General features: G+C 70.9%; 20 protein-coding genes. 9 read left to right on the plus strand and 11 right to left on the minus strand.

Features of this window, described 5'->3' with window-relative positions; genetic code table 11:
• The 4 genes from QZV97_RS08160 to QZV97_RS08175 all read right to left on the minus strand — a co-directional run.
• Positions 1 to 8260, minus strand: an 8260-nt coding sequence (locus tag QZV97_RS08160) for an Ig-like domain-containing protein (protein ID WP_295641014.1), incomplete at its 3' end; no start/stop codon positions are given.
• A gap of 174 nt (positions 8261 to 8434) precedes the next feature.
• A complete protein-coding gene (locus QZV97_RS08165; protein WP_295641016.1) occupies positions 8435 to 9862 on the minus strand; it encodes an HlyD family type I secretion periplasmic adaptor subunit in 1428 nt (475 codons plus the stop codon).
• A complete protein-coding gene (locus tag QZV97_RS08170) occupies positions 9862 to 12027 on the minus strand; it encodes a type I secretion system permease/ATPase (protein WP_295641018.1) in 2166 nt (721 codons plus the stop codon). Before QZV97_RS08170 ends, QZV97_RS08165 begins: the two co-directional genes overlap by 1 nt.
• Positions 12028 to 12043: 16 nt before the next feature.
• Positions 12044 to 12589 (minus strand): NUDIX hydrolase, encoded by a 546-nt coding sequence (locus QZV97_RS08175; protein WP_295641020.1) that lies wholly within the window; start codon positions 12587 to 12589, stop codon positions 12044 to 12046.
• A gap of 107 nt (positions 12590 to 12696) precedes the next feature.
• Here QZV97_RS08175 and QZV97_RS08180 point away from each other — a divergent pair, with 107 nt between their 5' ends.
• Genes QZV97_RS08180 through pgeF form a run of 3 tightly spaced genes read left to right on the plus strand, consistent with a single transcriptional unit; the run spans position 12697 to position 14809 of the window.
• Positions 12697 to 13395: a fumarylacetoacetate hydrolase family protein gene (locus QZV97_RS08180; protein ID WP_295641141.1), complete on the plus strand. Its 699-nt coding sequence runs from the start codon at positions 12697 to 12699 to the stop codon at positions 13393 to 13395.
• A gap of 11 nt (positions 13396 to 13406) precedes the next feature.
• The gene (gene maiA / locus QZV97_RS08185) at positions 13407 to 14048 is read left to right on the plus strand and encodes a maleylacetoacetate isomerase (RefSeq protein WP_295641143.1); all 642 of its coding nucleotides are present in this window, start codon (positions 13407 to 13409) and stop codon (positions 14046 to 14048) included.
• Between the two features lie 59 nt (positions 14049 to 14107).
• Complete coding sequence (pgeF, locus tag QZV97_RS08190) at positions 14108 to 14809, plus strand: peptidoglycan editing factor PgeF (protein ID WP_295641145.1); 702 nt, start codon at positions 14108 to 14110, stop codon at positions 14807 to 14809.
• Here pgeF and QZV97_RS08195 read toward each other — a convergent pair.
• Positions 14723 to 15010, minus strand: coding sequence for a hypothetical protein (locus tag QZV97_RS08195; RefSeq protein ID WP_295641023.1), 288 nt, complete (start codon positions 15008 to 15010; stop codon positions 14723 to 14725). The genes pgeF and QZV97_RS08195 overlap by 87 nt on opposite strands.
• Positions 15011 to 15182: 172 nt before the next feature.
• Here QZV97_RS08195 and phaC point away from each other — a divergent pair, with 172 nt between their 5' ends.
• From phaC to phbB, 3 genes are all read left to right on the plus strand, one after another.
• Entirely contained in the window at positions 15183 to 16874 is a 1692-nt protein-coding gene (gene phaC / locus QZV97_RS08200; protein WP_295641025.1) for a class I poly(R)-hydroxyalkanoic acid synthase, read from the plus strand.
• Positions 16875 to 16942: 68 nt separating this feature from the next.
• Positions 16943 to 18124: an acetyl-CoA C-acetyltransferase gene (locus tag QZV97_RS08205; RefSeq protein ID WP_295641027.1), complete on the plus strand. Its 1182-nt coding sequence runs from the start codon at positions 16943 to 16945 to the stop codon at positions 18122 to 18124.
• 121 nt (positions 18125 to 18245) lie between these two features.
• Entirely contained in the window at positions 18246 to 18983 is a 738-nt protein-coding gene (gene phbB, locus QZV97_RS08210; RefSeq protein WP_295641029.1) for an acetoacetyl-CoA reductase, read from the plus strand.
• 81 nt (positions 18984 to 19064) lie between these two features.
• Here the strand turns inward: phbB and QZV97_RS08215 are convergent, their stop codons facing one another.
• The 3 genes from QZV97_RS08215 to lexA all read right to left on the minus strand — a co-directional run bounded on the left by QZV97_RS08215 (position 19065) and on the right by lexA (position 20516).
• Positions 19065 to 19211: a hypothetical protein gene (locus QZV97_RS08215; protein ID WP_295641031.1), complete on the minus strand. Its 147-nt coding sequence runs from the start codon at positions 19209 to 19211 to the stop codon at positions 19065 to 19067.
• Positions 19212 to 19491: 280 nt separating this feature from the next.
• The gene (locus tag QZV97_RS08220) at positions 19492 to 19830 is read right to left on the minus strand and encodes a helix-hairpin-helix domain-containing protein (protein WP_295641033.1); all 339 of its coding nucleotides are present in this window, start codon (positions 19828 to 19830) and stop codon (positions 19492 to 19494) included.
• Between the two features lie 8 nt (positions 19831 to 19838).
• On the minus strand, positions 19839 to 20516 hold the full coding sequence (lexA, locus tag QZV97_RS08225; RefSeq protein WP_295641035.1) for a transcriptional repressor LexA: 678 nt from the start codon (positions 20514 to 20516) through the stop codon (positions 19839 to 19841).
• A 104-nt stretch (positions 20517 to 20620) separates the two neighbouring features.
• Here lexA and QZV97_RS08230 point away from each other — a divergent pair, with 104 nt between their 5' ends.
• On the plus strand, positions 20621 to 21568 hold the full coding sequence (locus QZV97_RS08230; RefSeq protein ID WP_295641037.1) for an asparaginase: 948 nt from the start codon (positions 20621 to 20623) through the stop codon (positions 21566 to 21568).
• A 13-nt stretch (positions 21569 to 21581) separates the two neighbouring features.
• On the opposite strand, the gene QZV97_RS08235 is transcribed toward QZV97_RS08230, so the two are convergent.
• Genes QZV97_RS08235 through QZV97_RS08245 form a run of 3 tightly spaced genes read right to left on the minus strand, consistent with a single transcriptional unit; the run spans position 21582 to position 23798 of the window.
• Positions 21582 to 22535 (minus strand): NRDE family protein, encoded by a 954-nt coding sequence (locus QZV97_RS08235; protein ID WP_295641039.1) that lies wholly within the window; start codon positions 22533 to 22535, stop codon positions 21582 to 21584.
• A complete protein-coding gene (locus tag QZV97_RS08240; protein ID WP_295641041.1) occupies positions 22523 to 22831 on the minus strand; it encodes a DUF4936 family protein in 309 nt (102 codons plus the stop codon). Before QZV97_RS08240 ends, QZV97_RS08235 begins: the two co-directional genes overlap by 13 nt.
• A gap of 7 nt (positions 22832 to 22838) precedes the next feature.
• On the minus strand, positions 22839 to 23798 hold the full coding sequence (locus QZV97_RS08245) for a folate-binding protein (RefSeq protein WP_295641042.1): 960 nt from the start codon (positions 23796 to 23798) through the stop codon (positions 22839 to 22841).
• Positions 23799 to 23842: 44 nt separating this feature from the next.
• Between QZV97_RS08245 and mltG the strand changes: the two genes are divergently transcribed.
• Positions 23843 to 24859: an endolytic transglycosylase MltG gene (gene mltG / locus QZV97_RS08250; RefSeq protein ID WP_295641044.1), complete on the plus strand. Its 1017-nt coding sequence runs from the start codon at positions 23843 to 23845 to the stop codon at positions 24857 to 24859.
• Positions 24856 to 25500, plus strand: coding sequence for a dTMP kinase (tmk, locus tag QZV97_RS08255; protein WP_295641046.1), 645 nt, complete (start codon positions 24856 to 24858; stop codon positions 25498 to 25500). Before mltG ends, tmk begins: the two co-directional genes overlap by 4 nt.
• The last annotated feature ends 4 nt before the right edge of the window (positions 25501 to 25504 follow it).

The raw sequence follows: 25504 nt of genomic DNA on the forward strand, positions 1-25504 counted from the left end.
GCACGGTCAGCACGGCCGACTGGCCCACGCCCAGCGACTGGTAGGCCGCGTTGGCTGGGTTGAAGCTGTAGCTGCCGTCGGCGTTGAACACCAGGCCGGCCGGCGCAGCGCCGTTGAGCGCGAAGCTCAGCACCGCGCCCGTATCGGCGTCGGTGGCGCTGACCGCGCCGGAGATCGTGGCGGCATCCTCGGCCACCGTGAAGCTCGCCGCGCCGGCGACCGGGGCGTCGTTGCTGCCGGTGATCGTGATGACGAGGTTGGCGGTGGACGTGGCGCCCTGGTCGTCGGTCACGCGGTAGGGGACCGTGATGACCTGCGACTGGCCCGCGGCCAGCGACTGGTAGGCCGCGTTCCCCGGGTTGAAGCTGTAGCTGCCGTCGGCGTTGAACGTCAGGCCGGCCGGCGCACCGCCGACCAGGCCGTAGCTCGGCGCCGGGCCTGCGTCGGGATCGACGGCGACGACGTTGCCGCTGACCACTGCGGCATCCTCGGCCACGGTGAAGGCCGCCGGCTGGGCCACCGGGCCGTCGTTGGTACCGGTGACGGTGATGACCAGGTTGGCGGTCGAGGTGGCGCCCTGGTCGTCGGTGACGCGATAAGGCACGGTCACGACCTGCGACTGGCCGGCGGCCAGCGACTGGTAGGCCGGGTTCGATGCGTCGAAGCTGTAGCTGCCGTCGGCGTTGAACACCAGGCCGGCCGGCGCGGCGCCGACCAGCGCGAAGGTCAGCGTGGCGTTGGCATCGACATCGGTCGCGAGGACCGAGCCGGTGACCACCGGCGCATCCTCGGCCACCGAGAACGCGGCCGCTTGCGCGACCGGTGCATCGTTGGTGCCGGTGATGGTGATGACGAGATTCGCGGTCGAGGTCGCACCCTGGTCGTCGGTGACGGTGTAGGGCACGGTCAGCACGGCCGACTGGCCCACGCCGAGAGACTGGTAAGCGGCGTTGGCCGGGTCGAAGCTGTAGCTGCCGTCGGCGTTGAACACCAGGCCGGCAGGCGCCGCGCCGTTGAGCGCGTAGCCCAGGCTGGCATTGCCGTCGGCATCGGTGGCCGTGACGCTGCCGCTGACGACGGCCGCATCCTCGGCGACGCTGAAGCTGCTGGCCACGGCGACCGGTGCGTCGTTGGCGCCGGTCACGGTGATGACCAGGTTGGCGGTCGAGGTCGCGCCCTGGTCATCGGTGACGGTGTAGGGCACGGTCAGCACGACCGACTGGCCCGCTCCCAGCGACTGGTAGGCGGCATTGGCCGCGTTGAAGCTGTAGCTGCCGTCGGCGTTGAAGCTCAGGCCGGCCGGCGCCGCGCCGTTGAGCGAATAGCCCAGCACCGCATTGGCGTCGATGTCGGTCGCGACGACGTTGCCGCTGACGATGGCGGCGTCCTCGGCCACCGAGAAGCTGGCCGCCGCGGCGACCGGGCCATCGTTGGTGCCGGTGACGGTGATGACGAAGCTGGCGGTCGAGCTCTCGCCCTGGTCGTCGGTGACGGTGTAGCTGAGGCTCAGGACCTGCGACTGGCCGACACCCAGCGATTGATAGGCGGCGTTGGCCGGGTTGAAGCTGTAGCTGCCGTCGGCGTTGAACACCAGGCCGGCCGGTGCGACGCCGACGAGCGCGTAGCTCAGGCCGCCGGTCCCGTCGGGATCGCTCGCGACGACATTGCCGTTCACGATCGCGGCGTCTTCGGCGACCGAGAAGGACTCCGGCTGGGCCACCGGCCCGCCGTTGGTGCCGGTGACGGTGATGACGAGGTTGGCGGTGGAGGTGGCACCCTGGTCGTCGGTGACGGTGTAGGGCACGGTCAGCACGACCGACTGGCCCACGGCCAGCGGCTCGTAGGCCGCGTTCGACGCGTCGAAGCTGTAGCTGCCGTCGCTGTTGAACACCAGGCCGGCCGGCGCGGCACCGTTGAGCGAGTAGCTCAGCACGGTGTTGGCGTCGATGTCGGTGGCCGTGACGGAGCCCGTCACCGGCAGCGCACCCTCGGCGACCGTGAAGCTCGCGGCGCCGGCGACCGGCGCGTCGTTGGTGCCGGTGATCGTGATGACCAGGTTGGCGGTCGAGGTGGCGCCCTGGTCATCGGTGACCGTGTAGGGCACGGTCAGCACGGCCGACTGGCCCACGCCCAGCGACTGGTAGGCCGCGTTGGCCGGATTGAAGCTGTAGCTGCCATCGGCGTTGAAGCTCAGGCCGGCCGGGGCGGCGCCGTTGAGCGCGAAGCTCAGCGTCGCGTTGGCATCGACATCGCTGGCACTGACCGCACCGCTGATCGTCGCGGCGTCCTCGGCGACGGAGAAGCTTGCCGCGCTTGCGAGCGGCGCGTCGTTGCTGCCCGTGACGGTGATGACCAGGTTCGCCGTCGACGTGGCGCCCTGGTCGTCGGTCACGCGGTAGGGCACCGTGATGACCTGCGATTGACCCACACCCAGCGACTGGTAGGCCGCGTTGGACGGATCGAAGCTGTAGCTGCCGTCGGCGTTGAACGTCAGGCCGGCCGGCGCCGCGCCCACGAGCGCGTAGCCCAGCGTGGCGTTGGCGTCCACGTCGGTCGCGACGACCGAGCCGCTGATCGGCGCGGCGTCCTCGGCCACGGTGCGCGCCGCCGCCTGGGCGAGCGGTGCGTCGTTGCTGCCGGTGACGGTGATGACGAGGTTGGCGGTGGAGGTGGCGCCCTGGTCGTCGGTGACGGTGTAGGGCACGGTCAGCACGACCGACTGGCCCACGCCCAGCGACTGGTAGGCCGCGTTGGACGGATCGAAGCTGTAGCTGCCGCTGCTGGCGAACACCAGGCCAGCCGGCGCCGCGCCGTTCAGCGCGTAGCTCAGCGCGGCGTTGGCATCGGTGTCGGTCGCGACGACGGCGCCGTTGACCACGGTGGCGTCTTCGGCCACGCTGAAGCTCGCGGCCTGCGCGACCGGCGCGTCGTTGCTGCCGGTGACGGTGATGACGAGGTTGGCGGTGGAGGTGGCGCCCTGGTCGTCGGTGACGGTGTAGGGCACGGTCAGCACGACCGACTGGCCCACGCCGAGAGACTGGTAAGCGGCGTTGGCCGGGTTGAAGCTGTAGCTGCCGTCGGCGTTGAACACCAGGCCGGCAGGTGCCGCGCCATTGAGCGCGAAGCCCAGCACGGCGTTGGCATCGACGTCGCTGGCCGCGACGGCGCCGCTGATCGGCGCGCCGTCCTCGGCCACCGTCACGCTGGCCGCACCGGCCACCGGCGCGTCGTTGGTGCCGGTGACGGTGATGACGAGGTTGGCGGTGGACGTCGCACCCTGGTCGTCGGTGACGGTGTAGGGCACGGTCAGAACGACCGACTGGCCGACGCCGAGCGACTGGTAGGCCGCGTTGGACGGGTCGAAGCTGTAGCTGCCGCTGGCGGCGAACACCAGCCCGGCCGGCGCGGCGCCGTTCAGCGCATAGCTCAGCGCGGCGTTGGCATCGGTGTCGGTCGCGACGACCGAGCCGCCGATCGGCGCGGCGTCCTCGGCCACCGTGCGCGCGGCCGCCTGGGCGACCGGCGCGTCGTTGCTGCCGGTGATCGTGATGACGAGGTTGGCGGTGGACGTGGCGCCCTGGTCGTCGGTGACGGTGTAGGGCACGGTCAGCACGACCGACTGGCCCACGCCCAGCGACTGGTAGGTCGCATTCGTCGCGTCGAAGCTGTAGCTGCCGTCGCCGTTGAACGTCAGGCCGGCCGGCGCGGCGCCGTTGAGCGCGAAGCCCAGCACGGCATTGGCGTCGACACCGGTCGCGACGACCGTGCCGGAGACGATGGTCGCGTCTTCCGCGACCGAGAAGCTGGCCGCCTGCGCCACCGGCGCATCGTTGGTGCCGGTGATCGTGATGACGAGGTTGGCGGTGGACGTGGCGCCCTGGTCGTCGGTGACGGTGTAGGGCACGGTCAGCACGACCGACTGGCCCACGCCCAGCGACTGGTAGGCCGCGTTGGACGGATCGAAGCTGTAGCTGCCGCTGCTGGCGAACACCAGGCCGGCGGGTGCCGCGCCGACCAGCGCGTAGCTCAGCGTCGCGCCGGCATCGGTGTCGGTCGCGACGACCGCACCCGTCACGACGGCCGCATCCTCGGCCACCGAGAAGCTGGCAGCCTGCGCGACCGGCGCGTCGTTGCTGCCGGTGACGGTGATGACCAGGTTGGCGATCGAGCTCGCACCCTGGTCGTCGGTGACCCGATAGGGCACGGTGATCACCGTCGATTGGCCCGCTCCCAGCGACTGGTAGGCCGCGTTGGACGGATCGAAGCTGTAGCTGCCATCGGCATTGAACGTCAGACCCGCCGGCGCGGCGCCGACCAGGCCGAAGCTCAGCGTGGCATTGGCGTCGATGTCGCTGGCGCTGACCGCGCCGCTGATCGTCGGGGCATCCTCGGCCACGGCGAAGCTGGCCGCCTGCGCGACCGGCGCATCGTTGGTGCCGGTGACGGTGATGACGAGATTGGCGGTCGAAGTGGCGCCCTGATCGTCGGTCACCGTGTAGGGGACCGTGATGACCTGGGACTGGCCCGTGCCCAGCGACTGGTAGGCCGCGTTGGCCGGATTGAAGCTGTAGCTGCCGTCGGCGTTGAACGTCAGACCGGCCGGCGCCGCGCCGTTGAGCGCGAAGCCCAGCACCGCATTGGCATCGGCATCGGTCGCGACGACCGCGCCGCTGACGACGGCCGCATCCTCGGCCACGCTGAAGCTGGCCGCCTGGGCGACCGGCGCGTCGTTGCTGCCGGTGATGGTGATGACGAGGTTGGCGGTCGACGTAGCACCCTGGTCGTCGGTGACGCGGTAGGGCACGGTGATGACCTGCGACTGGCCGGTGCCCAGCGACTGGTAGGCGGCGTTCGACGGGTCGAAGCTGTAGCTGCCGTCGCTGCCGAACACCAGACCGGCCGGCGCGCTGCCGACCAGCGCATAGCTCAGGGCGGCGTTGGCGTCGATGTCGGTGCCGACCACGGCACCGGTCAGCACGGCGGCCCCTTCGCTGGTCAGCACGCTCGCGGCTTGTGCGACCGGCGCATCGTTGGTGCCGGTGACGGTGATGACGAGGTTGGCGGTCGAGGTGGCGCCCTGGTCGTCGGTAACGCGGTAGCTCACGGTCAGCACGGTCGACTGCCCGACGCCCAGCGACTGGTAGGGCGCGGCAGACGCATCGAAGGCATAGCTGCCGTCGGCGTTGAACACCAGGCCGGCCGGCGCGGCGCCGACCAGCGCATAGCTCAGCGTCGCATTGCCGTCGCTGTCGGTCGCGGCGACCGAGCCGTTCACGACCGGTGCGTCCTCGGCCACGCTGAAGCTGGCCGCCTGCGCGACCGGCGCGTCGTTGCTGCCGGTGACGGTGATGACCAGGTTGGCGATCGAGCTCGCGCCCTGATCGTCGGTGACGCGATAGGGCACGGTGATGAGCACCGACTGGCCGGCGCCCAGCGACTGGTAGGCGGCATTCGACGGATCGAAGCTGTAGCTGCCGTCGGCATTGAAGCTCAGGCCGGCCGGCGCGGCGCCGGTCAGCGCGAAGCCCAGCACGGCGTTGGCGTCGACATCGGTCGCGACGACGGTGCCGCTGATCGGCGCGCCGTCCTCGGCCACGCTGAAGCTCGCGGCCTGCGCGACCGGCGCGTCGTTGGTGCCGGTGACCGTGATGACGAGGTTGGCGGTCGAGGTCGCGCCCTGGTCGTCGGTGACGGTGTAGGGCATGGTCAGCACGACCGACTGGCCCACGCCCAGCGACTGGTAGGCTGCGTTCGACGGGTCGAAGGCAAAGCTGCCGTCCGGGTTGAAGGCCAGGCCGGCCGGCGCGCCGCCGGTGAGTGCGAAGCTCAGCACGGCGCCGGCGTCGACGTCGGTCGCGACGACGTTGCCGGTCAGCACCGGCGCGTCCTCGGCCACCACTGCGGCGGCGGGCTGGGCCACCGGCGCGTCGTTGACGGGCGTGACGGCCACGTGCACGACAGCCGTGCTGCTGCCGCCTTCGCCGTCGCTGATCGTGTAGCTGATCGTCGTCGGCCCGTTGAAGTTGGCCGCCGGCGTGAAGCTCAGCGTGCCGTCCGGATTGATCGTGACCGTGCCGTTGGGCGAGGTCGCGGCGATGATGCTCAGCGGATCGCCGTCGTCGTCGGTGTCGTTCGCCAGGACCGTGATCGGCGCGGAGGCGCCGGAGTCCTCGGCCACGGTCAGCGCCGGCGCGGCCGGCGTGCCGTCGTCGACGGCGGTCGGGCCGTCGTTGTCCGGCGTGACAGCCACGTGGACCGTCGCGGTCGACGTGCCGCCCTGGCCGTCGCTGATCGTGTAGCTGATGGTGGTCGGGCCGCTGAAGTTGGCCGCGGGCGTGAAGCTCAGCGTGCCGTCGGCGTTGATCGTGACGGCGCCGTTCGGCGAGGTCGCCGCAACGACGGTCAGCGGATCGCCGTCGACATCGGTGTCGTTGGCCAGCACGGTGATCGGCGCCGAGGCGCCGGAGTCCTCGGCCACCGTCAGCAGCGGGCTCGCGACGCTGCCGTCGTCGGTGGCCACCGGGGCATCGTTGACCGGCGTCACGGCCACGTGGACCGTGGCGGTCGACGTGCCGCCCTGGCCGTCGCTGACCGTGTAGCTGATCGTCGTCGGGCCGCTGAAGTTGGCGGCCGGCGTGAACGAGAGGCTGCCGTCCGGATTGATCGTGACCGTGCCGTTCGGCGAGGTGGCCGCAACGACCGCGAGCGGATCGCCGTCGACGTCGGTGTCGTTGGCCAGAACGGTGATCGGCGCCGAGGCGCCGGAGTCCTCGGGCACCGTCAGCAGCGGGCTCGCGGCCGTGCCGTCGTCGGTCGCCACCGGGGCGTCGTTGACCGGCGTCACGGCCACGTGGACCGTGGCGGTCGCGGTGCCGCCCTGGCCGTCGCTGATCGTGTAGCTGATCGTGGTCGGCCCGTTGAAGTTGGCCGCCGGCGTGAAGCTCAGCGTGCCGTTCGCGTTGATCGTGACCGTGCCGTTCGGCGAGGTCGCGGCGATCACGCCGAGCGGATGGCCGTCCGGATCGCTGTCATTGCCCAGCACGGTGATCGGGGCCGAGGCACCGGAGTCTTCGGCCACGCTGACCAGCGGAGTCGCCGCGCTGCCGTCGTCCACGGCGATCGGCGCGTTGTTCGCGCTGACCGCGAGGTGCACCGACGCCGTCGAGCTGCCGCCCTGGCCGTCGCTGATGGTGTAGGTGATCGTCGCCGGGCCGCTGTAGCCGGGCGTGGGGGTGAAGACGAGCGTGTCGTCCGGGTTGATCGTGACGCTGCCGTTCGGCGACGAGGCCGAGACCACCGTCAGCGGATCGCCGTCGGCATCGGTGTCGTTGGTCAGCACGGTGATCGGCGACGACGGGCCGGAGCCCTGGGCCACGGTCATCACCGGTGCGGCCATGCTGCCTTCGCCGATGGCGACCGGCTGGTCGTTCACGGCGGTCATGCCGATGGTCGTGCGTCCCTGGGCGACGCTGCTGCCGTCGGTCGCGGTGTACACGAAGTCGCCGACCGGGCTGCCGGCCACGTAGTCGGCCGGCGGCACGTAGACCAGGCCCTGCAGCAGGCTGGTGCTGAGCACGTCGCCGACCGCGACGACCGTGCCGGCCGCGGTGCGGATCTCGCCGATCGTCGGCAGGGCGGTGACGGTGACCGTGATCGCGCCGCTGCCGCTGCTGGCGGGTGCCGGCAATGCCAGGCCGATCGAGGCGCCTTCTTCCTGCGCCTGGATCGCGCTGCTGCCGGCCGTGACGACCGTGCCGCCCGGGGGCGTGACGACAGGCGGGAGATTGCCGGTCTGCAGCGTGCCGGGGCCCGACAGGTCGACGATGTCGCTCGTCGGGGTCGCGATGCGCGGCACCTCGATGCCGGTCAGCGGGCTGCCGCTGGCCTCGGCGATGCGGTCGACGCGCAGCGCCGGCGCGGCCTCGCCGCCGCCCTGCGGTGCGCCGGCGGCGGTGGCCGCTTCCGGGTCGTCCTGGTTCAAGGCCTGGATCACCCGATCGATCTCGGCGGGCACCGGCGTGGTGGCCTGGCGCACGGGCGCGTCGGTCTCGGGGATCAGTTGGCCTTCGGCGGTGTTCCAGACCTGGCCGTCGTCGTTGCGGATCTCGACGATGCTGTCCTGACGCGTCAAAATGACTTCACCCTTACGAACGATGTCGCCGAGCTTCAGGACACGCGTGCTGCCATCGGGCAAGCGAACCAGGGCGTTGCCCCAGATGGCGGTGACTTTGCCGACGGAAACCGATGCGATAACGGGCATGTTCATACTCTGGCTGAATGACGACTGCGACCCCGATACGAGGATATCGGCGGCCCAGGGCGCTCTAAAGGCCCGTTTCGCGCCGCGAACGTGACGCGACGCACGCCAGGGGCCTGATTTGCGGACTTAAGGTTTTGGCGTCGGACACGGCCGCAGCCGGGTCCGACGGGGCCGTCAGCGTTCGGAGAACGCGTAGGCCTTGCCGCGCAGAACGGGCTTGAGCAGATAGGACAGTACCGACTTCTTGCCCGTCAGGATGTCGACCTCGGCCGTCATGCCCGGGATGATCGGTAGCTTTTCACTCAGCTGCGGCTTGAGCGTGCGGACCCGCACCACGTAGTAGGCGTTGCCCTTCTCGTCGACCACGGTGTCCGGGCTGATGTTCTCGACCTTGGCCTCGAGCCCGCCGAAGATCGAGAAGTCGTAGGCCGTGAACTTGACCATCGCGGTCTGGTTCGGATGGATGAAGCCGATGTCCTTGGGCAGCACACGGGCCTCGAGGACCAGCGCATCGTCCAGCGGCACGACCTCCACGATGTCCTTGCCCGGCGACACGACGCCCCCGACGGTGTTGGCGAGCAGGCGCTGCACCCGGCCGCGCACCGGCGACTTGACCTGCGCCTTGTCGACCTTGTCGGTCAGGGCAACGCGGCCTTCGGTCAGCGCGTTGAGCTTGCCCAGCACCTCGGCCAGATCGCGGCGCGCCTCGTTGCGGAAAGTGAGTTCGGTCTCCTGGATCTTGCGCTGGGCCTCGCCGACCGCGGCGCCCACGCGCGCGATCTGTGCCCCGGCCTGGTCGACCTCGCCGCGGTATTTGGCGAGGTCGCGCTCGAGCCGCAGGATGTCGACCTCGGACACCGCCCCGGTGGCGAGCAGCGGCCGGGTCTTGGCCAGTTCCTGCTGGGACAGGTCCATGCCGCGCTCGGCCGAGGCCCGGCGCGAGCGCGCCTCGTTCAGCTCCTGCTCGCGCTGCAGCAGCTGCTGGCGGCTGATCGACACCAGCGTCGCCAGCTCGGTCTGGCGCGACTCGTAGAGCCGGCGTTCCTCTTCGAGGATGCGGCGCTCCTCGGGGTCGGCGCTCGACGGCGGCGGCGTGAACGGGCTGCCTTCGGCGAGCGCGCGCAGGCGCGCCTGGCGGGCCAGCAGCGAGAAGCTCTGCGCGGCGCTTTCGCGCACGCCGGACGTGGCCCGCGTCTCGTCGATGCGCAGCAGCAGCTGGCCGGCCTCGACGACCTGGCCCTCCTGCACCAGGATCTCGGACACCACGCCGCCATCGAGCGACTGGATCACCTGCAGCTGCTTCGACGGGATGACCTTGCCGTCGCCGCGCGTCACCTCGTCGACGCGCGCGAGCGCGGCCCAGAGGATCAGCAGCAGCACGACGACGACGGCGGTCCGCACGATGGTCTGGGCGCGGCGCGTGCGCTGCCGGGCCAGCAGCGCCTCGAAGCCGTCGGCCGCCGCACCCGGCGCGAGCTCGGGCGAGACCGGGCCGAACAGGCGGTTCGTCAGCGGGGTCAGCAGGATGCGCAGGCGCTCCAGCACGGCCAGCAGCGGCCGGCCGAGGCGCGCGATCCAGGGCGTCGGCGTCGCGTCGCTCATCACGCAGCCCTCGTGATGCGCCCGGCGGCCAGGGCCTGCAGGATCTGTTCGCGCGGACCGTCGGCGACGACCCGGCCCTGGTCGATCACGATCACCCGCGTGGCCAGCGGCAGCAGCGAGGTGCGGTGCGTCACCAGCACCATGGTCTTGTCGATGGCGAAGGCGCCGAGCCGGGCCGTGACGTGGGCCTCGGTCGAGAAGTCCATCGCGCTGGTCGGCTCGTCCAGCAGCAGCAGCGGGGCGTTGTGCAGCACGGCGCGCGCGATGCCGACGCTCTGGCGCTGCCCGCCCGACAGCGATTCGCCGCGCTCGCCGACCGGCATGTCGAAGCCGCGCGGATGACGGTTGACGAACTCGGCCAGGCCGGCGACCTCGGCGGCGGCGACGATCGCGGAGTCGTCGGCGTAGGGCAGGCCGAAGGCGATGTTCTCGCGCAGCGTGCCGAAGAACAGCGTCACGTCCTGCGAGACGTAGCCGAGGTTGCGGCGCACGTCGGCGGGGTCGAGCTGGCGCAGGTCGATGCCGTCGAGCAGCACGGCGCCCGAGGTCGGCGCGTACAGCCCGAGCAGCAGCTTCTCGATCGTGCTCTTGCCCGACCCGACCTTGCCGATGAGCGCCACTCGTTCGCCGGCGGCGATCTTGAAGCTGACCCCGTCGAGCGCGCTGTCGGTGCGGCCGGGGTAGGCGAAGCGCACCTCGCGGAACTCGATGTCGCCGCGCAGCTCGCGGCGGTGGATGAAGGCGGTACCCACCGGCCGTTCGACCGGCTGGGCCATGATCTTCTCGAGCGACTGCAGCGCCGTCAGCGCGCCCTGGTACTGCAGCAGCAGGCCGACCACCTGGCCGGCCGGCGCCAGCGCGCGGCCGCTCAGCATGCTGGCGGCGATCAGCGCGCCCATCGTCAGCTGCCGTTCGCTGATCAGGTAGACGCCGATGACGATCAGCGACACGCTCACCAGCTGCGTCAGCCAGGCCGTGGCCGACATCGCGCCCGACGACAGGCCGCGCATGCGCATGTTGATGCCGGCCAGGTAGGCGTTGGCCTGTTCCCAGCGGGTCTGGATGACGCTCTCGGCGCCCTGGGTCTTGACGGTCTCGATGGCCGTCAGGCTCTCGATCAGCGTGGCGTTGCGCTGGGCGCCGGCCTGCCAGGTGGCCTGCGACAGCTCGTGCAGGCGGTGCTGCAGCACGTAGCCGACCACGACGATCAGCGTGAACACGACGATCACCGGGACCGCCAGCCAGGGCGACAGCCAGGCCATCACGCCCAGGAAGAGCAGCGCGAAGGGCAGGTCGATCAGCGCGGTGACGGTGCTGGAGGCGATGAAGTCGCGCACCTGCTCGAAGCCGCGCAGGTTGGCCGCGAAGGAGCCGACCGCGGCCGGCCGGTGCGTCAGCTGCATGCCGAGCACGCGTTCCATCAGCGTGGCCGAGATCTGCACGTCGATGCGCGCGCTGGCCTCGTCGACGAAGTGGCTGCGCAGCGTGCGCATCAGCAGGTCGGCGCTGATGACGACGACGATGCCGATCGCCAGCGCCCAGAGCGTCTCCTGCGCGTGGTTGGGCACCACGCGGTCGTAGACGTTCATCGAGAACAGCGGGAAGGCGATCGCGAACAGGTTGATCAGCAGTGCCGCCCAGAGCACGTCGCGGTAGACGTGGCGTTGCGACAGCACCGCGCTCCAGAACCAGTGGCCGCTGCGGGTCGCGCGCACTTCGGGCGCGCGCTCGTCGAAGCGGAACTGCGGTCGCACGAACAGCGTGACGCCGCCGTAGCGGGCGGCCAGCTCGGCGTCGCTCAGCGTGACGGCGCCGGAGCCCGTCTCGGGCAGGAGCACGCGCCAGTCGCTGCCTTCGCGGCCGAGCAGCACGCAGGCACGCTCGCCCTGCAGGACGGCGATCGCGGGCAGCGCCGCCGCGTCAATCGCCGACAAGGCCAGGCGCTGCAGCCGCGCCGTCATCTCCGCGCGGGCCGCGGCGCGCTCGACCAGCGCCAGCGTCAGTCGTCCCTCGACCAGCGGCAGACCGGCCGACAGCGAGGCGCGCGAGGCGGCCACGCCGTGCAGGCGGCAGATCTCGAGCAGGCAGTCGAGCAGCGGATCCGGGTGGATCAGGTCCTCGCGCAGGCGCGTGGTCGGATTGGCGGGCGAGGGCGGGGTGGGCATGCGGCGGTCGGAAGCCTCAACTGATGTCGGCGCAATGCAGGCCGAATTGACCTCTTTGTCGATCGGCGTAGTAGTGCCGCAAGGTTTCTCGCACGGTGCGGAAGGCCAGATCGTCCCAGGGGATCTCGTGTTCCTCGAAGAGCGCGGCCTCCAGCGACTCCTCGCCCGGCGCGAAGTCGGTGTCGTGCAGTTCGGCGCGGTAGAAGAGGTGGAGCTGTCCGACCCGCACCACGTTCAGCATGGAGAACAGGCCCTGCAGGGTCGCGCGCGCGCCGGCTTCTTCGGCGGTTTCGCGCAGCGCGCCTTCCTCGGTCGTCTCACCCAGCTCGAGGAAGCCGGCCGGCAAGGTCCACAGGCCGGATCGGGGCTCGATCGCGCGCCGGCACAGCAGCACCTGGCTGCGCCACACCGGCAAGGTACCGACGACGCACAAGGGGTTCTCGTAGTGGACCGTGCCGCAGGACGTGCACACCGCGCGCTCGCGGTTGTCGTCGGCCGGGATGCGGTACTCGGTGGCGGCGCCGCAGGCCTTGCAATGTCGAAAGCTGCGCGCTTGAAACATGGCTGGCGAGTGTAGCGCCGGCTCTCGCGGTCGCGCCCGGTCGATGCCCGCGCCGCAGGGCGCATGGCATGATCGACCGCGTCCGCAGCTTCCCCTTCGTCCTTGCCATGAACCACGTCGTCACCCCGCCCGACCTGCCCAGCGTGGCGGTCCTCGGCCGGACCGAGCGCTTTCCGGTGCGCCGCATCTACTGCGTCGGCCGCAACTACGCCGAGCACCAGATCGAGATGGGCGGCAGCGGCCGCGAGGCGCCGTTCTTCTTCCTGAAGCCGGCCGACGCCATCGTCGCCGTCGAGGCCGGTGCGACCGGCACGATGCCCTACCCGACGCTGACGAAGAACCTGCACCACGAGATCGAGCTGGTCGTCGCCATCGGCCGGGGCGGCCACCACATCGCGGCGGCGAACGCGCTGGAGCATGTCTGGGGCTATGCCGTCGGGCTGGACATGACGCGCCGCGACCTGCAGAACGACATGAAGAAGGCCGGCCGGCCCTGGAGCATCGGCAAGGGCTTCGACCACTCGGCGCCGATCGGCCCGATCACGCCGGCCGCAGCCGTGCCCGGCATCCATACCGCGCCGCTGGTGCTGGACGTGAACGGCGCGGTGCGCCAGACCAGCCACATCGGCAAGATGATCTGGAGCGTGGCCGAGATCATCGAACACCTGTCCGCCGCCTGGGCGCTGGCGCCGGGCGACCTCATCTACACCGGCACGCCCGAGGGCGTGAACGCCGTGGTCGCCGGCGATCTGCTCGAGGCGCGCATCGACGGCCTGGAGACGCTGCGGGTGCGGATCGCCGCGTGAGCGGGCGGGCCATGGAGCTGTACAGCTACTTCCGCTCCTCGGCGTCGTTCCGGGTGCGTATCGCGCTGGAGCTCAAGGGCCTGGCCTACGACTACCGCCCGGTGCACCTGCCCAGGGGCGAGCAGCTCGGTGCGGCCTACGCCGCGGTGTCGGCAACCGCGCTGGTGCCGCAGCTCATCGACGGCGAAGTCTCGCTCGGGCAGTCGCTGGCGATCATCGAGTACCTGGACGAAAGCCATCCCGAGCCGCCGCTGCTGCCGGGGAGCGCGATCGAGCGGGCGCGGATCCGCTCGATCGCGCTCGACATCGCCTGCGAGATCCATCCGCTGAACAACCTGCGCGTGCTGCGCTATCTGGTGCGCGAGCTCAAGGTCGGCGAGGAGCCCAAGAATGCCTGGTACCGGCACTGGGTCGAGCAGGGGCTGGCCGCGGTCGAGCGGCGCCTGGCCGCCGAGCCGCAGACCGGCCGCCATTGCCATGGCGACACGCCGACGCTGGCCGACTGCGTGCTGGTGCCGCAGATCTTCAATGCCCGGCGTTTCGATTGCCGGCTGGACCACGTGCCGACGGTGATGCGCGTCTTCGACGCCTGCATGGCCCTGCCGGCCTTCCAGCGCGCCCAGCCCTCGGCCTGCCCCGACTTCGAGGCGTGAACGAGGATCTGCCTGGCGTGCTGCGCCCGCGCTTCGCGTCGCGGCGCGTCGGCGCGCTGATGAGCACGCGGGCCGGCGGTGTGAGCTGCGGCGTGTTCGACAGCCTCAATCTCGGCACGGCCGTCGGTGACGATCCGGCCCGGGTGGCCGAGAACCGCGCACGCTTTGCCCGCGCCTTGGGTGCTGCGCCGACCTTCCTGAAGCAGGTGCACGGACGGCACGTCGTGCGCTTGCCGACCACCGAAGCGCTGCCCGAGGCCGATGCCTGCGTGACGACCGAACCCGGCGTGGCCTGCGTCATCCAGGTCGCCGATTGCCTGCCGGTGCTGCTGGCCGCGCCCGAGGCGCGCGGCGTCGCCGCGGCGCACGCCGGCTGGCGCGGACTGGCCGGCGGTGTGCTCGAGGCGGCGGTGGAGGCCTTGTGCAAAGCGGCCGGCTGCGCGCCCGCCGAGGTCGAGGCCTGGCTGGGGCCGTGCATCGGCCCGCGCCGGTTCGAGGTCGGGGCCGACGTGCTGGAAGGCTTCGGCCTCGCACCGGGCACAACGCATCCGCGCTTCGTGCCGCAGGGCGCCGGCAAATGGCTGGCCGACCTGCCCGGCCTGGCACGCGACCGCCTGCAGGCGCTGGGCGTGGCCCGGGTCGACGGCGGCACGTGGTGCACCGTCGAGGACGCTTCACGGTTCTTCTCGTTCCGGCGCGACCGTCCGCGGCACGGCAACAGCGGACGACTGGCCGCGGCCATCTGGATCACGGCCGCCTGAGGCGGCGTCGGCGGCCTCGGCCCGTCGGCGGGCGCGGCGACGGGCCGGCGAGCCCAGGATGTAGAGCACCACCGCCAGCGGCAGCACACCCCAGAACACGAAGGTCATCAGCGCGCCGAGCAGGCTGCCGCCGGGATGCGCGACTTCGGCGATCGCGACCATCAGCACCACGTACATCCAGGCGATCGCGACGAGATACATCGAAGGGTCCTGCAGGGGTCGGCCGGAATGGCACGGGCGTTCAGTTCCGTGCAAGTGTCGACAGGATAATCGGGTAAACCCGCAAGGGCAGACAGCAGCCGACACAAGGCTTGCGGACGGTTCATCATCGGTGTGTCATGTCGATGAGGCGACCGACCCGACGAGGAGACAGATGAACAGCACCGGTGCACCTGCATGGGCCGGCTTCGGCCCGGCCATGGGAATGGACTTCGCGCGATCGGCGCAGCAGCTCGGCGAAGGCTGGGCGCAGGCGCTCAAGGGCATGACCGGCGTGAGCCTGGCGCCTGACGCGCTGCCGACGCTCCAGGCCGACTATCTGCGCGAGGCGACCGCCCTGTGGAACCAGGCGGCGGCGCAGCCTGAAGCCCGGCCGGCCGTCGGTGACCGCCGCTTCGCCGCCCAGGACTGGCTGGGCAACCCGGCTGCGGCCTACACCGCCGGCATGTACCTGCTGAACGCCCGCACGCTGCTGAAGATGGCCGACCAGGTGCAGGGTGACGAGAAGACGCGCCAGCGCGTGCGCTTCGCCGTGCAGCAGTGGGTCGACGCGGCATCGCCGTCGAACTACCTCGCACTCAACCCCGAGGCGCAGCGCAAGGCGCTCGAGACCAAGGGCGAGAGCATCGCCCAGGGCATGAAGCACCTGTGGCAGGACCTGCGGCAAGGCCACGTCTCGCAGACCGACGAGAGCCTGTTCGAGGTCGGCCGCAACGTGGCGACCACCGAAGGCAGCGTCGTGTTCGAGAACGAGCTGTTCCAGCTGATCCAGTACAAGCCGCTGACGGCCAAGGTGCACGAGCGGCCGCTGCTGATCGTGCCGCCCTGCATCAACAAGTTCTACATCCTCGACCTGCAGCCGGACAACTCGCTGGTGCGCCACGCGCTGGCCCAGGGGCAGCAGGTCTTCATGCTGAGCTGGGTCAACGCCGACGAGTCGATCGGCGAGAAGACCTGGGACGACTACATCGAGCACGCGGTGATCCGCGCGATCGACGAGGTGCGCGCGATCAGCGGGCAGAAGCAGATCAACACGCTGGGCTTCTGCATCGGCGGCACGCTGCTGGCCACGGCGCTGGCGGTGCTGGCGGCGCGCGGCGAGCGGCCGTCGGCCAGCCTGACGCTGCTGACGAGCTTCCTGGACTTCAGCGACACCGGCGTGCTGGACCTCTTCGTCGACGAGAACATGGTCCGGATGCGCGAGATGGCCCTGGGGCAGGGCGGCCTGCTCAAGGGCAAGGAGCTGGCCGCGACCTTCAGCTTCCTGCGACCCAACGACCTGGTCTGGAACTACGTCGTCGGCAACTACCTGAAGGGCGAGACGCCGCCGCCGTTCGACCTGCTGTACTGGAACTCGGACTCGACCAATCTGCCGGGCCCGATGTACTGCTGGTACCTGCGGCACACCTATCTCGAGAACAACCTCGTCAAGCCGGGCAAGCTGACGGTCTGCGGCCAGAAGATCGACCTGAGGCGTCTCGACATGCCGGCCTTCGTCTACGCCTCGCGCGAGGACCACATCGTGCCCTGGCAGAGCGCCTATCTGTCGACCCACGTCCTGCCGGGCAAGACGCAGTTCGTGCTGGGCGCCTCGGGTCACATCGCCGGCGTCATCAACCCGCCCGAGAAGAAGAAGCGCAGCCACTGGATCAACGCGCGGCTGCCGAAGACAGCCTCGGCCTGGTTCGACGGCGCGACCGAGCACCCGGGCAGCTGGTGGCCGGCGTGGATCGGCTGGCTGGCCTCGCACGCCGGCAAGCAGGTCGCCGCGCCCAAGTCGGCGGGTGACCGCCAGCACCTCCCCATCGAAGCCGCCCCCGGTCGCTACGTCAAGACCAAAGCCTGAGCTCGCGCAAGGTCCGCCGGCACGCGACATGCTCTCATCCGCCCCGAACCCCTGAAGGAGATCCCGCCATGACCACCGACATCGTCATCGTCGCCGCCACCCGCACCGCCGTCGGCAAGTTCGGCGGCAGCCTGTCCAAGACACCGGCCCCCGAACTCGGCGCCGCGGTGATCCAGGGACTGCTCGGCAAGTCCGGCCTGGCCGCCGAGCAGATCGACCAGGTGATCCTGGGCCAGGTGCTGACGGCTGCGGCCGGCCAGAACCCGGCGCGCCAGGCCACGCTGAAGGGCGGCCTGCCGAACAGCGTGCCGGCCATGACCATCAACGTGGTGTGCGGCTCGGGCCTGAAGGCCGTGATGCTGGCGGCGCAGGCGGTGCGCGATGGCGACGCCGAGATCATCATCGCCGGCGGCCAGGAGAACATGAGCCTCGCGCCGCACGCGCTGATGGGCTCGCGCGACGGCCAGCGCATGGGCGACTGGAAGATGGTCGACACCATGATCACCGACGGCCTGTGGGACGTCTACAACCAGTACCACATGGGCATCACGGCCGAGAACGTGGCCAAGCAGTACGGCATCACCCGCGAGCAGCAGGACGCGCTGGCGCTGGCCTCGCAGACCAAGGCGGCGGCGGCGCAGGACGCCGGGCGCTTCAAGGACGAGATCACGCCGTTCAGCATCGCGCAGAAGAAGGGCGACCCGCTGGTCTTCGCGGCCGACGAGTTCCTGAACCGCAAGTCGAGCGCCGAGGGCCTGGCCGGCCTGCGTCCCGCCTTCGACAAGGCCGGTGGCGTGACCGCAGGCAATGCCTCCGGCATCAACGACGGCGCCGCGGCGGTGCTGGTGATGAGCGCGGCCAAGGCCGAGGCGCTGAAGCTCAAGCCCCTGGCGCGGATCGCCTCCTACGCGACCGCAGGCCTCGACCCCAAGATCATGGGCATGGGGCCGGTGCCGGCCAGCCAGATGGCGCTCAAGCGGGCCGGCTGGAAAGCCGCCGACCTGGACCTGCTCGAGATCAACGAGGCCTTCGCGGCCCAGGCCTGCGCGGTCAACAACGAGATGGGCTGGGACACCAGCAAGGTCAACGTGAACGGCGGTGCCATCGCGATCGGTCATCCGATCGGCGCTTCGGGCTGCCGCATCCTCGTGACCCTGCTGCACGAGATGCAGCGTCGCAACAGCAAGCGCGGCATCGCCTCGCTGTGCATCGGTGGCGGCATGGGTGTTGCGCTGACCGTGGAGCGATGACACAGGCGTGTCGGTCCCGCGACCGCCACGCTAGGGAGAGCCCGCATCGGGCGAATACCGTTGACCGGGACCGGTCCGCGGGGGACGCTAGCCGGGACAACAACGAAACCGGAGTCGGATCATGAGCAAGAAGGTCGCGTACGTCACGGGTGGCATGGGTGGGATCGGGACGTCCATCTGCCAGCGCCTGCACAAGGATGGCTTCAAGGTGATCGCCGGGTGCGGCCCGAGCCGTGACCACACCAAGTGGATCGGCGAGCAGGCCGAGTTGGGCTACACGTTCCACGCCTCCGCCGGGAACGTCGCCGATTGGGAAAGCACCGCTGTGGCGTTCAGCAAGGCCGTGGCCGAGCATGGTCCGATCGAGGTGCTGGTCAACAACGCGGGCATCACCCGTGACCGCATGTTCCTGAAGATGAGCCCGGAGGACTGGAAGGCGGTGATCGACACCAACCTGAACAGCATGTTCAACGTCACCAAGCAGGTGGTGCCGGGCATGGTGGAAAAGGGCTGGGGCCGGATCATCCAGATCTCGTCGGTCAATGGCGAGAAGGGGCAGGCAGGTCAGACCAACTATTCGGCGGCCAAGGCCGGCATGCACGGCTTCACGATGGCGCTGGCGCAGGAGCTGGCCGCCAAGGGCGTCACCGTCAACACGGTGAGCCCGGGCTACATCGGCACCGACATGGTTCGCGCAATCAAGCCCGAGGTGCTGGAGAAGATCGTCGCCACGATCCCGGTCAGGCGCCTGGGCACGCCGGAGGACATCGCGTCGATGGTCTCGTGGGTGGCGTCCGACGAATCCGGCTTCGCGACCGGAGCCGACTTCTCGGTCAACGGCGGTCTGCACATGGGTTGAGCGGCGACCACCGCCACGAACAAAGCCGGGCCTCGCGCCCGGCTTTGTCTTTTCAGTTCGTCGTGTGCGCTCGTCGTGGGTTCAGCAGCGCTGACCTTCCTCGACGGCGGCCAGGCGCTCGAGCGCCGCGCAGACCTCGGCAAACGACCCACCGATCGCGGCACGGCGCTGATCCTCCGGATCGAGCGTCATCCAGAAGCGCCGGGCGGCGTGCTGGGCAACGGCCACGCGACCCCCCGTCATCGTCGCCCCGAAAGGTGTCAGAGGCCGTGCGCCCCCTGCCTTGTGCGCGCTCGAGCGCGTGGCGGGCCGCCTGAAGCGCAGGGGCTGCACCGCTGCCGGCACCGGCGCGGTGAAAGTCGCCTGCCACCACCGCCGCAGCGGACTCCACAGAACCATGACCATGTTGAATCTCCGTCGGAAGATCAGCAGGATTGATGGTGACCGGCCTGCCCGCGGGATGCGCCAGTCGACGCATGCCTACCACCCGCCGGGACCGGAAGAAGCATCAGCGCGGCTTGCGGCCTCCGTCGCCGGTCGCAGCGGGCGGGTCGATCTGACCGTAGAGCGCCTTGCGCTGCGCGGTGTAGGCCCACCAGGGTGCCGGTGCGGCGCCGCGCATGAAGTCGGTCGCGGCCATGAAGGTGTCAAGGACGCACGGGTCCTGGCGCTGGCCGGTCTTGGCGCACAGCGCCTGATAGAGCACGAAGGCGTCGCGGTCGGCAAGGTCACGCGGATGCCGGATGCCGATCAGCCGCAGGTCGGCGGCCAGCGAGGTGCCGATGTTCGGGATCTGTTCCAGGCTTTCGCAGGAGGATGCTTCGCGGGCCTTGGCCGTCGCTGCCATGGCGCCGCTCACATCAGCAAGGTATTACGGATCAGGCCGACGGCCAGGCCTTCGAGTTCGAACTCGCCGCTGTCGGGGCCGACGACGATGGGTTCGAAGTCCGGGTTCTCGGGCAGCAGTTCGATCGTGCCGCGCACGCGCCGGAAGCGCTTGACCGTGACTTCCTCGCCCAGCCGCGCGACGACGATCTGGCCGTTCTTGGCCTCCTTGGAGCGTTGCACCGCGAGCAGGTCGCCGTCCAGGATGCCGGCGTCGCGCATGCTCATGCCGCGCACCTTGAGCAGGTAGTCGGGCCGGCGCGGGAACAGAGTGGCCTCGACTGCGAAGGTCTGGTCGATGTGTTCCTGCGCGAGGATGGGGCTGCCGGCGGCGACGCGCCCGACCAGCGGCAGCATCAGCTGCGACAGGCTGGGCAGGGGCAGCGAGAACTGCTTGTTGCGCGCCTGGTTCAGCGAACGCAATGTGTCAGACTTCAAGCGGATCCCGCGCGAGGTGCCGCCCAGCAGCTCGATCACGCCCTTGCGGGCCAGGGCCTGGAGGTGTTCCTCGGCGGCATTGGCCGAACGAAAGCCCAGTTCTGCCGCGATCTCGGCCCGCGTCGGCGGTGAGCCGCTGCGCTCGATCGAGGTCTGGACCAGATCGAGGATCTGCTGCTGCCGGGCAGTGAGTTTGGGCGTTTCGTCCATCGCGGGCTCCCGAGGATCGATCGCGGATCGTGGCCGGTCGCGGGATGCGGGGCTCGATCTGGCGATTTATCCAGTAGCTGTATTTTTATCCAGTTTTCCAAAACATGCAAAGCCCGCCTCAGCCGTCTGCCGCGACCGTCGTGATCCTGGCCACGGGCGGCACCATCGCCGGGACCGCGGCCAGTGCCGACGATCATGTCGGCTACACGGCGGCCCGGCTCGGCGTGCAGCAGCTGCTTGCCGCGGTGCCGGGCCTGGCCGGACAGGCGATCGAGGCGGAGCAGATCGCCCAGGTCGACAGCAAGGACATGAGCTTCGACCTCTGGCGGCAGCTGGTGCAGCGCGTGGAACAGCATCTGGCGCGGCCCGAGGTGGCCGGCGTCGTCGTCACCCACGGCACCGACACGATGGAGGAGACGGCCTACCTGCTGCAGCGCGTCCTGGCGCCGGCCAAGCCCGTGATCCTGACCGGCGCGATGCGCCCGGCCAGTGCGCGCGAGGCCGACGGGCCGCAGAACCTGGCCGATGCCGTGCGGGTGGCCCGCGAGCCGGGTGCCCGAGGCGTAGGCGTCGTGTTCGCCGGCACGGTGTTCGGCGCGCTCGACGTGCGCAAGACGCATCGGCAGCGCGTCGATGGCTTCGGCGCCGGGGACGCGGGGCCGATCGGCCGACTCGACGGCGCGAGCCTGCAGCGCGCGCGCGACTGGCCGGGTGGCACCGCGCTGGGCACCGCCTTGCTCGACCGTCCCTGGCCGCGCGTCGAGATCGTCGCCAGCCACGCCGGTGCGACGGGCGCCCTGGTCGACGCGCTGGTCGCGCAGGGCGTCGACGGCATCGTGGCGGCCGGCACCGGCAACGGCAGCCTGCACCACGCCCTGGAGGCGGCTCTGCGCACAGCGCAGGCGGCTGGCGTGGCGATCCGTCGCAGCAGCCGGGTGCCGGACGGCCTGCTGCTGCCGACGGGTCACGACGAGTTGCCGGCCAGCGGCGCGCCGACGCCGGCGCAGGCCCGCATCGAACTGATGCTCGAACTGATGGCGCTGCGCCGCTGATGCCCCGGGCGGCTCAGTAGCGGGTGCGCGGGCCGCTGGGCTTGATCACGCCGCGGGCGCGCGTGCGCTTGGCGGCCGCCGGGGCAGCGGCTTCGTCGAGCCCGGCGGGCACCGTCTCGGCCGACATGCGGCCGGCCGTGCCCGACGCGCTGTAGCGCGGCGGCCAGCCGTTCAGTCGGGACCGCCGCAGCAGCGCGACGCCCGGCCCGGCGGTGTAGCTGCGCTCGAAGACATGCGTGACGAGCTGGCGCTTGATGCGCTCGGTGATCACCAGGGTCGAGCAGCGCGTGCCGTAGCGGCCGTCGGGTGTGCGGATGAAGGCCGCGGACAGCTGGCGCTCCAGCTCGCGCGGCACGCCGGTGTCCGGCAGTTGTTCGTCCGGCGCGAGGCTGCGATCGCCCAGCGCGTCGAAGAGCCGCGTGGCCAGCAGGTCGACGTCGTCGTCGGCGCCGACCGAACCGATCGCGGCCTGCACCCCGGCCTTGAGCCGCGCCACCTTGGGCCAGGGTGTGTCGAGCAGCGCGTTCGACAGGCCGTACAGCCCACGCTCCAGCCGGCGCGGCAAGGCCGCCGCACTGCTGGCCCAGAAGCAGTCGCCGCGAGCGAAGTCGGCTGCGATCAGGTTGAAGCCGTTGTAGCCCGACAGAGCCACCTGCATCCAGAAGCGGTCGAGCGGCAGCTCGCTGTGCAGCCAGCGCGGCACCAGTTCGCCGCGCGACGGCGCCGCCGGGTCGTGGCGGGCCGGGTCACGCACATTGGTCACCAGCGCCAGCCGGCCGGCGGCACTGAGGCCGAGCCAGGTGCCGCCGGCCTGCAGGTCTCGGCCACTGAGGATCTCGGAGCCGCCGCCTTCGGGCGTCCACCAGCCCAGGCGCGCGGCCGGACGGTCGAAGAACTCGTCGCGGTTGGAGGCCAGCACCAGCGGGAAGCGCCGGTCCTGGTCGAGGGCCAGGGCTACGAGGCACATGCGATGAAGCGTTCGCCGTGGCGCGGCCCGTCGATCAAGGCCGCCAACGGGCTGGCCGCCTGCTCGATGGCGGCGGCCAGCTGCTCGGGCGCGCTGGCCGGATCGAAGGCGTAGGCCTCCATCCAGGTATGGCGACCATCGGCGGCGTCCGGCCGCCGCAGCAGACGCGCTTGCCGCAGGCCCGGGTGCGCTGCCTGCAGCGCGGCCTGCATGCGCACCACGGCGTCGACCAGCTCCGCGGCCCGCGCCTGCGGCACGCGGTAGTAGACGAAGAGCTCGTGCTGCTCGGGGCGCATCCGCCGTTCAGGCCGTCGCCGGCTCGCGGGGCAGGGCGTAGGGCAGGGGCAGCACCGCCAGCGGCGGGCCATCGACGGCACCCAGGTGCAGCGTGCCGCCATCGAGTGCCGTGAGCTTCAGCTCGACCAGGGCGTCCCAGCCTCCGGCGGGCGCCGCGGCTGCCAGCGCGACCAGGCCGCTGGGCTGGGCGGCATCGCCGCTCCACCAGACTTCCTGCCCGGACTGCAGCGAGACCTCGGCATGCAGCAGCGCGGCCCGGCGCTTCAGCGTGCCGCGGTACTGGCTGCGGGCCACGATCTCCTGGCCGGGGTAGCAGCCCTTCTGGAAGTTCACGCCGCCGAGCAGCTCGTAGTTCAGCATCTGCGGCACGAAGGCCTCGACCGTCGCGCCGACGATCGGCGCGACCCCGCTGCGCACCTCGAGCCAGTCCCAGAGCTCGAGCGCCAGCGGCGGCAATGCGGCCAGCACCGACTCGGCCTGGGTCGCCGAGCCAGCCCACAGCCAGCGCGGCACGCCGACGGCGTCGGGCAGGCGCACGAGATGGCCGCCGTCGTGATCGCGACGCGACCAGACCGCCATCGACGACGCGGCCGGGGTGAGCCGGGTCACCGGGTCGCCGGCCAGGCCCAGCAGCATGGCGTCGTCGCCGCCTTCTGCCAGCTGCAGCTTGGCGCGCAGCACGAACATGCGCAGCCGCTTCAGGGTTGCAGGCACGAGTTCGGCGCGGCCGGCCAGCCAGATCTCGTCGTGGCGGTGCTTGAAGCCGACGAAGCTCGCCAGCATGCGGCCCTTCGCCGAGCAGTAGGCCGCCAGGCGCGCCTCGCCGAGGCCCAGGCCGGTGAAGTCGTTGGTCAGCTGGCCGTGCAGGAAGGCGGCGGCGTCCGGCCCGCTGGCGCGGATCACGGCGCTGTGCATCAGGCGCACCGCACCGCCGGTGGCCGGGTCGGTCTGAAGGGCGTTGGACATGCGCTGATTATCATCAGCGTGAACATTCAAGCCGTTCGGAGTCGATGAAGCGCATCCTGCTGTGGGGGCTGTTCCTGCTGTTGCTGCTGGCCTTCGGTGCCGCGGCGGCCGTGCGCTGGTGGCTGGATCAGCCGCTGCCGCTGGCGACGCCGACGGTCGAGCTGTCCGTCGAGTCCGGCACCTCGCCGCGCGAGATCGCGCAGGGCTGGGTCGATGCCGGTGTGCGGGTCGATCCGCGGCTGCTCTACGAGTGGTTCCGCTGGTCGGGCCAGGCCCGCCGCATCCGCGCCGGCAGCTACGAGATCGAAGCCGGCATCACGCCCCAGGACCTGCTGCGCAAGATGGTGCGCGGCGACGAGGCCCAGGCCGCGGTGCGGCTGATCGAGGGCTGGACCTTCCGCCAGGTGCGTGCCGAACTGGCCAAGGCCGAGGCGCTGAAGCCGGCCTCCGCCGCGATGAGCGACGCGGAGTTGATGGCCGCGATCGGCGCCGCCGGGAAGGCGCCCGAGGGCTGGTTCTTCCCCGACACCTACGCCTACAGCAAGGGCAGCAGCGATCTCGCCGTGTTGCAGCGGGCCCACCGCGCGATGCAGCGGCGTCTCGAATCGGCCTGGGCCGAGCGCCAGCCCGACACCCCGCTCAGGTCGCCCGAGGACGCCCTGATCCTGGCCTCGATCGTGGAGAAGGAAACCGGTGCTGCGGCCGATCGCGGCAAGGTCGCCGGCGTCTTCATCAACCGGCTGCGGATCGGCATGCCGCTGCAGACCGACCCGACCGTGATCTACGGCCTGGGCGAGTCCTTCGACGGCAACCTGCGCAAACGCGACCTGCAGGCCGACACGCCGTACAACACTTACCTGCGAACCGGCCTGACGCCGACGCCGATCGCGATGCCGGGCAAGGCGTCACTGCTGGCCGCCGTGCGGCCCGAGCCGACCAAGGCGCTCTACTTCGTGGCGCGCGGCGACGGCAGCAGCGAGTTCAGCTCGAACCTCGCCGACCATAATCGCGCCGTCAACCGATACCAGCGCGGCGGCGGCCGCAGCAGCAGCACGCAGTGAGCGCGACCCAGGCCGGCCCAGCGGGCCGATTCATCAGCTTCGAAGGCATCGACGGCGCCGGCAAGTCCAGCCACATCGAGCCGCTCGCGGAACGCTGGCGCCAGCGCGGCATCGAGGTGCTGCGGACGCGCGAGCCGGGCGGCACGCCGCTGGCGGAGTCCCTGCGCGACCTGATCCTGCACCGGCCGATGGACGCACTGACCGAGGCGCTGCTGATCTTCGCGGCGCGCCGCGATCACCTCGAGAGGGTCATCCAGCCGGCACTCGACGGCGGGGTCGCGGTGCTGTGCGACCGCTTCACCGACGCCAGCTTTGCCTACCAGGGTGCCGGCCGCGGCTTCGATCAACGGATCCTGGCCACGCTGGAGGCCTGGGTCCAGTCCTCGCCGGCCGGGCTGCGCCAGCCCGACCTGACGCTGTGGTTCGACCTCGATCCGGCCTTGGCCGCCGAGCGGCTGGCCGCCGCCCGAGCCCCCGACCGGTTCGAGCAGCAGGACGCCGCCTTCTTCGAGCGCGTGCGCAGCGGCTACGGCGAGCGCTGCGCGGCCGAGCCGCGGCGCTTCGTGCGCATCGACGCGGGACAGTCGCGCGAGGCGGTGGCGGCGCAGGTCGCCGCCGCGCTGGCCGCGCGCGGCTGGTGAGCGC

Origin of the sequence: uncultured Methylibium sp., from assembly GCF_902826655.1 — a bacterium.
In the GTDB taxonomy this organism is placed as follows: Bacteria; Pseudomonadota; Gammaproteobacteria; order Burkholderiales; family Burkholderiaceae_C; genus Methylibium.

What these genes read in the sequence shown, in the direction of transcription:
- QZV97_RS08165 (WP_295641016.1), bottom strand. Translation starts at nt 9,862, where the DNA reads ATGAGCGACGCGACGCCGACGCCCTGGATCGCGCGCCTCGGCCGGCCG.
- QZV97_RS08170 (WP_295641018.1), bottom strand. Translation starts at nt 12,027, where the DNA reads ATGCCCACCCCGCCCTCGCCCGCCAATCCGACCACGCGCCTGCGCGAG.
- QZV97_RS08175 (WP_295641020.1), bottom strand. Translation starts at nt 12,589, where the DNA reads ATGTTTCAAGCGCGCAGCTTTCGACATTGCAAGGCCTGCGGCGCCGCC.
- QZV97_RS08180 (WP_295641141.1), top strand. Translation starts at nt 12,697, where the DNA reads ATGAACCACGTCGTCACCCCGCCCGACCTGCCCAGCGTGGCGGTCCTC.
- maiA (WP_295641143.1), top strand. Translation starts at nt 13,407, where the DNA reads ATGGAGCTGTACAGCTACTTCCGCTCCTCGGCGTCGTTCCGGGTGCGT.
- pgeF (WP_295641145.1), top strand. Translation starts at nt 14,108, where the DNA reads ATGAGCACGCGGGCCGGCGGTGTGAGCTGCGGCGTGTTCGACAGCCTC.
- QZV97_RS08195 (WP_295641023.1), bottom strand. Translation starts at nt 15,010, where the DNA reads ATGTATCTCGTCGCGATCGCCTGGATGTACGTGGTGCTGATGGTCGCG.
- phaC (WP_295641025.1), top strand. Translation starts at nt 15,183, where the DNA reads ATGAACAGCACCGGTGCACCTGCATGGGCCGGCTTCGGCCCGGCCATG.
- QZV97_RS08205 (WP_295641027.1), top strand. Translation starts at nt 16,943, where the DNA reads ATGACCACCGACATCGTCATCGTCGCCGCCACCCGCACCGCCGTCGGC.
- phbB (WP_295641029.1), top strand. Translation starts at nt 18,246, where the DNA reads ATGAGCAAGAAGGTCGCGTACGTCACGGGTGGCATGGGTGGGATCGGG.
- QZV97_RS08220 (WP_295641033.1), bottom strand. Translation starts at nt 19,830, where the DNA reads ATGGCAGCGACGGCCAAGGCCCGCGAAGCATCCTCCTGCGAAAGCCTG.
- lexA (WP_295641035.1), bottom strand. Translation starts at nt 20,516, where the DNA reads ATGGACGAAACGCCCAAACTCACTGCCCGGCAGCAGCAGATCCTCGAT.
- QZV97_RS08230 (WP_295641037.1), top strand. Translation starts at nt 20,621, where the DNA reads ATGCAAAGCCCGCCTCAGCCGTCTGCCGCGACCGTCGTGATCCTGGCC.
- QZV97_RS08235 (WP_295641039.1), bottom strand. Translation starts at nt 22,535, where the DNA reads ATGTGCCTCGTAGCCCTGGCCCTCGACCAGGACCGGCGCTTCCCGCTG.
- QZV97_RS08240 (WP_295641041.1), bottom strand. Translation starts at nt 22,831, where the DNA reads ATGCGCCCCGAGCAGCACGAGCTCTTCGTCTACTACCGCGTGCCGCAG.
- QZV97_RS08245 (WP_295641042.1), bottom strand. Translation starts at nt 23,798, where the DNA reads ATGTCCAACGCCCTTCAGACCGACCCGGCCACCGGCGGTGCGGTGCGC.
- mltG (WP_295641044.1), top strand. Translation starts at nt 23,843, where the DNA reads ATGAAGCGCATCCTGCTGTGGGGGCTGTTCCTGCTGTTGCTGCTGGCC.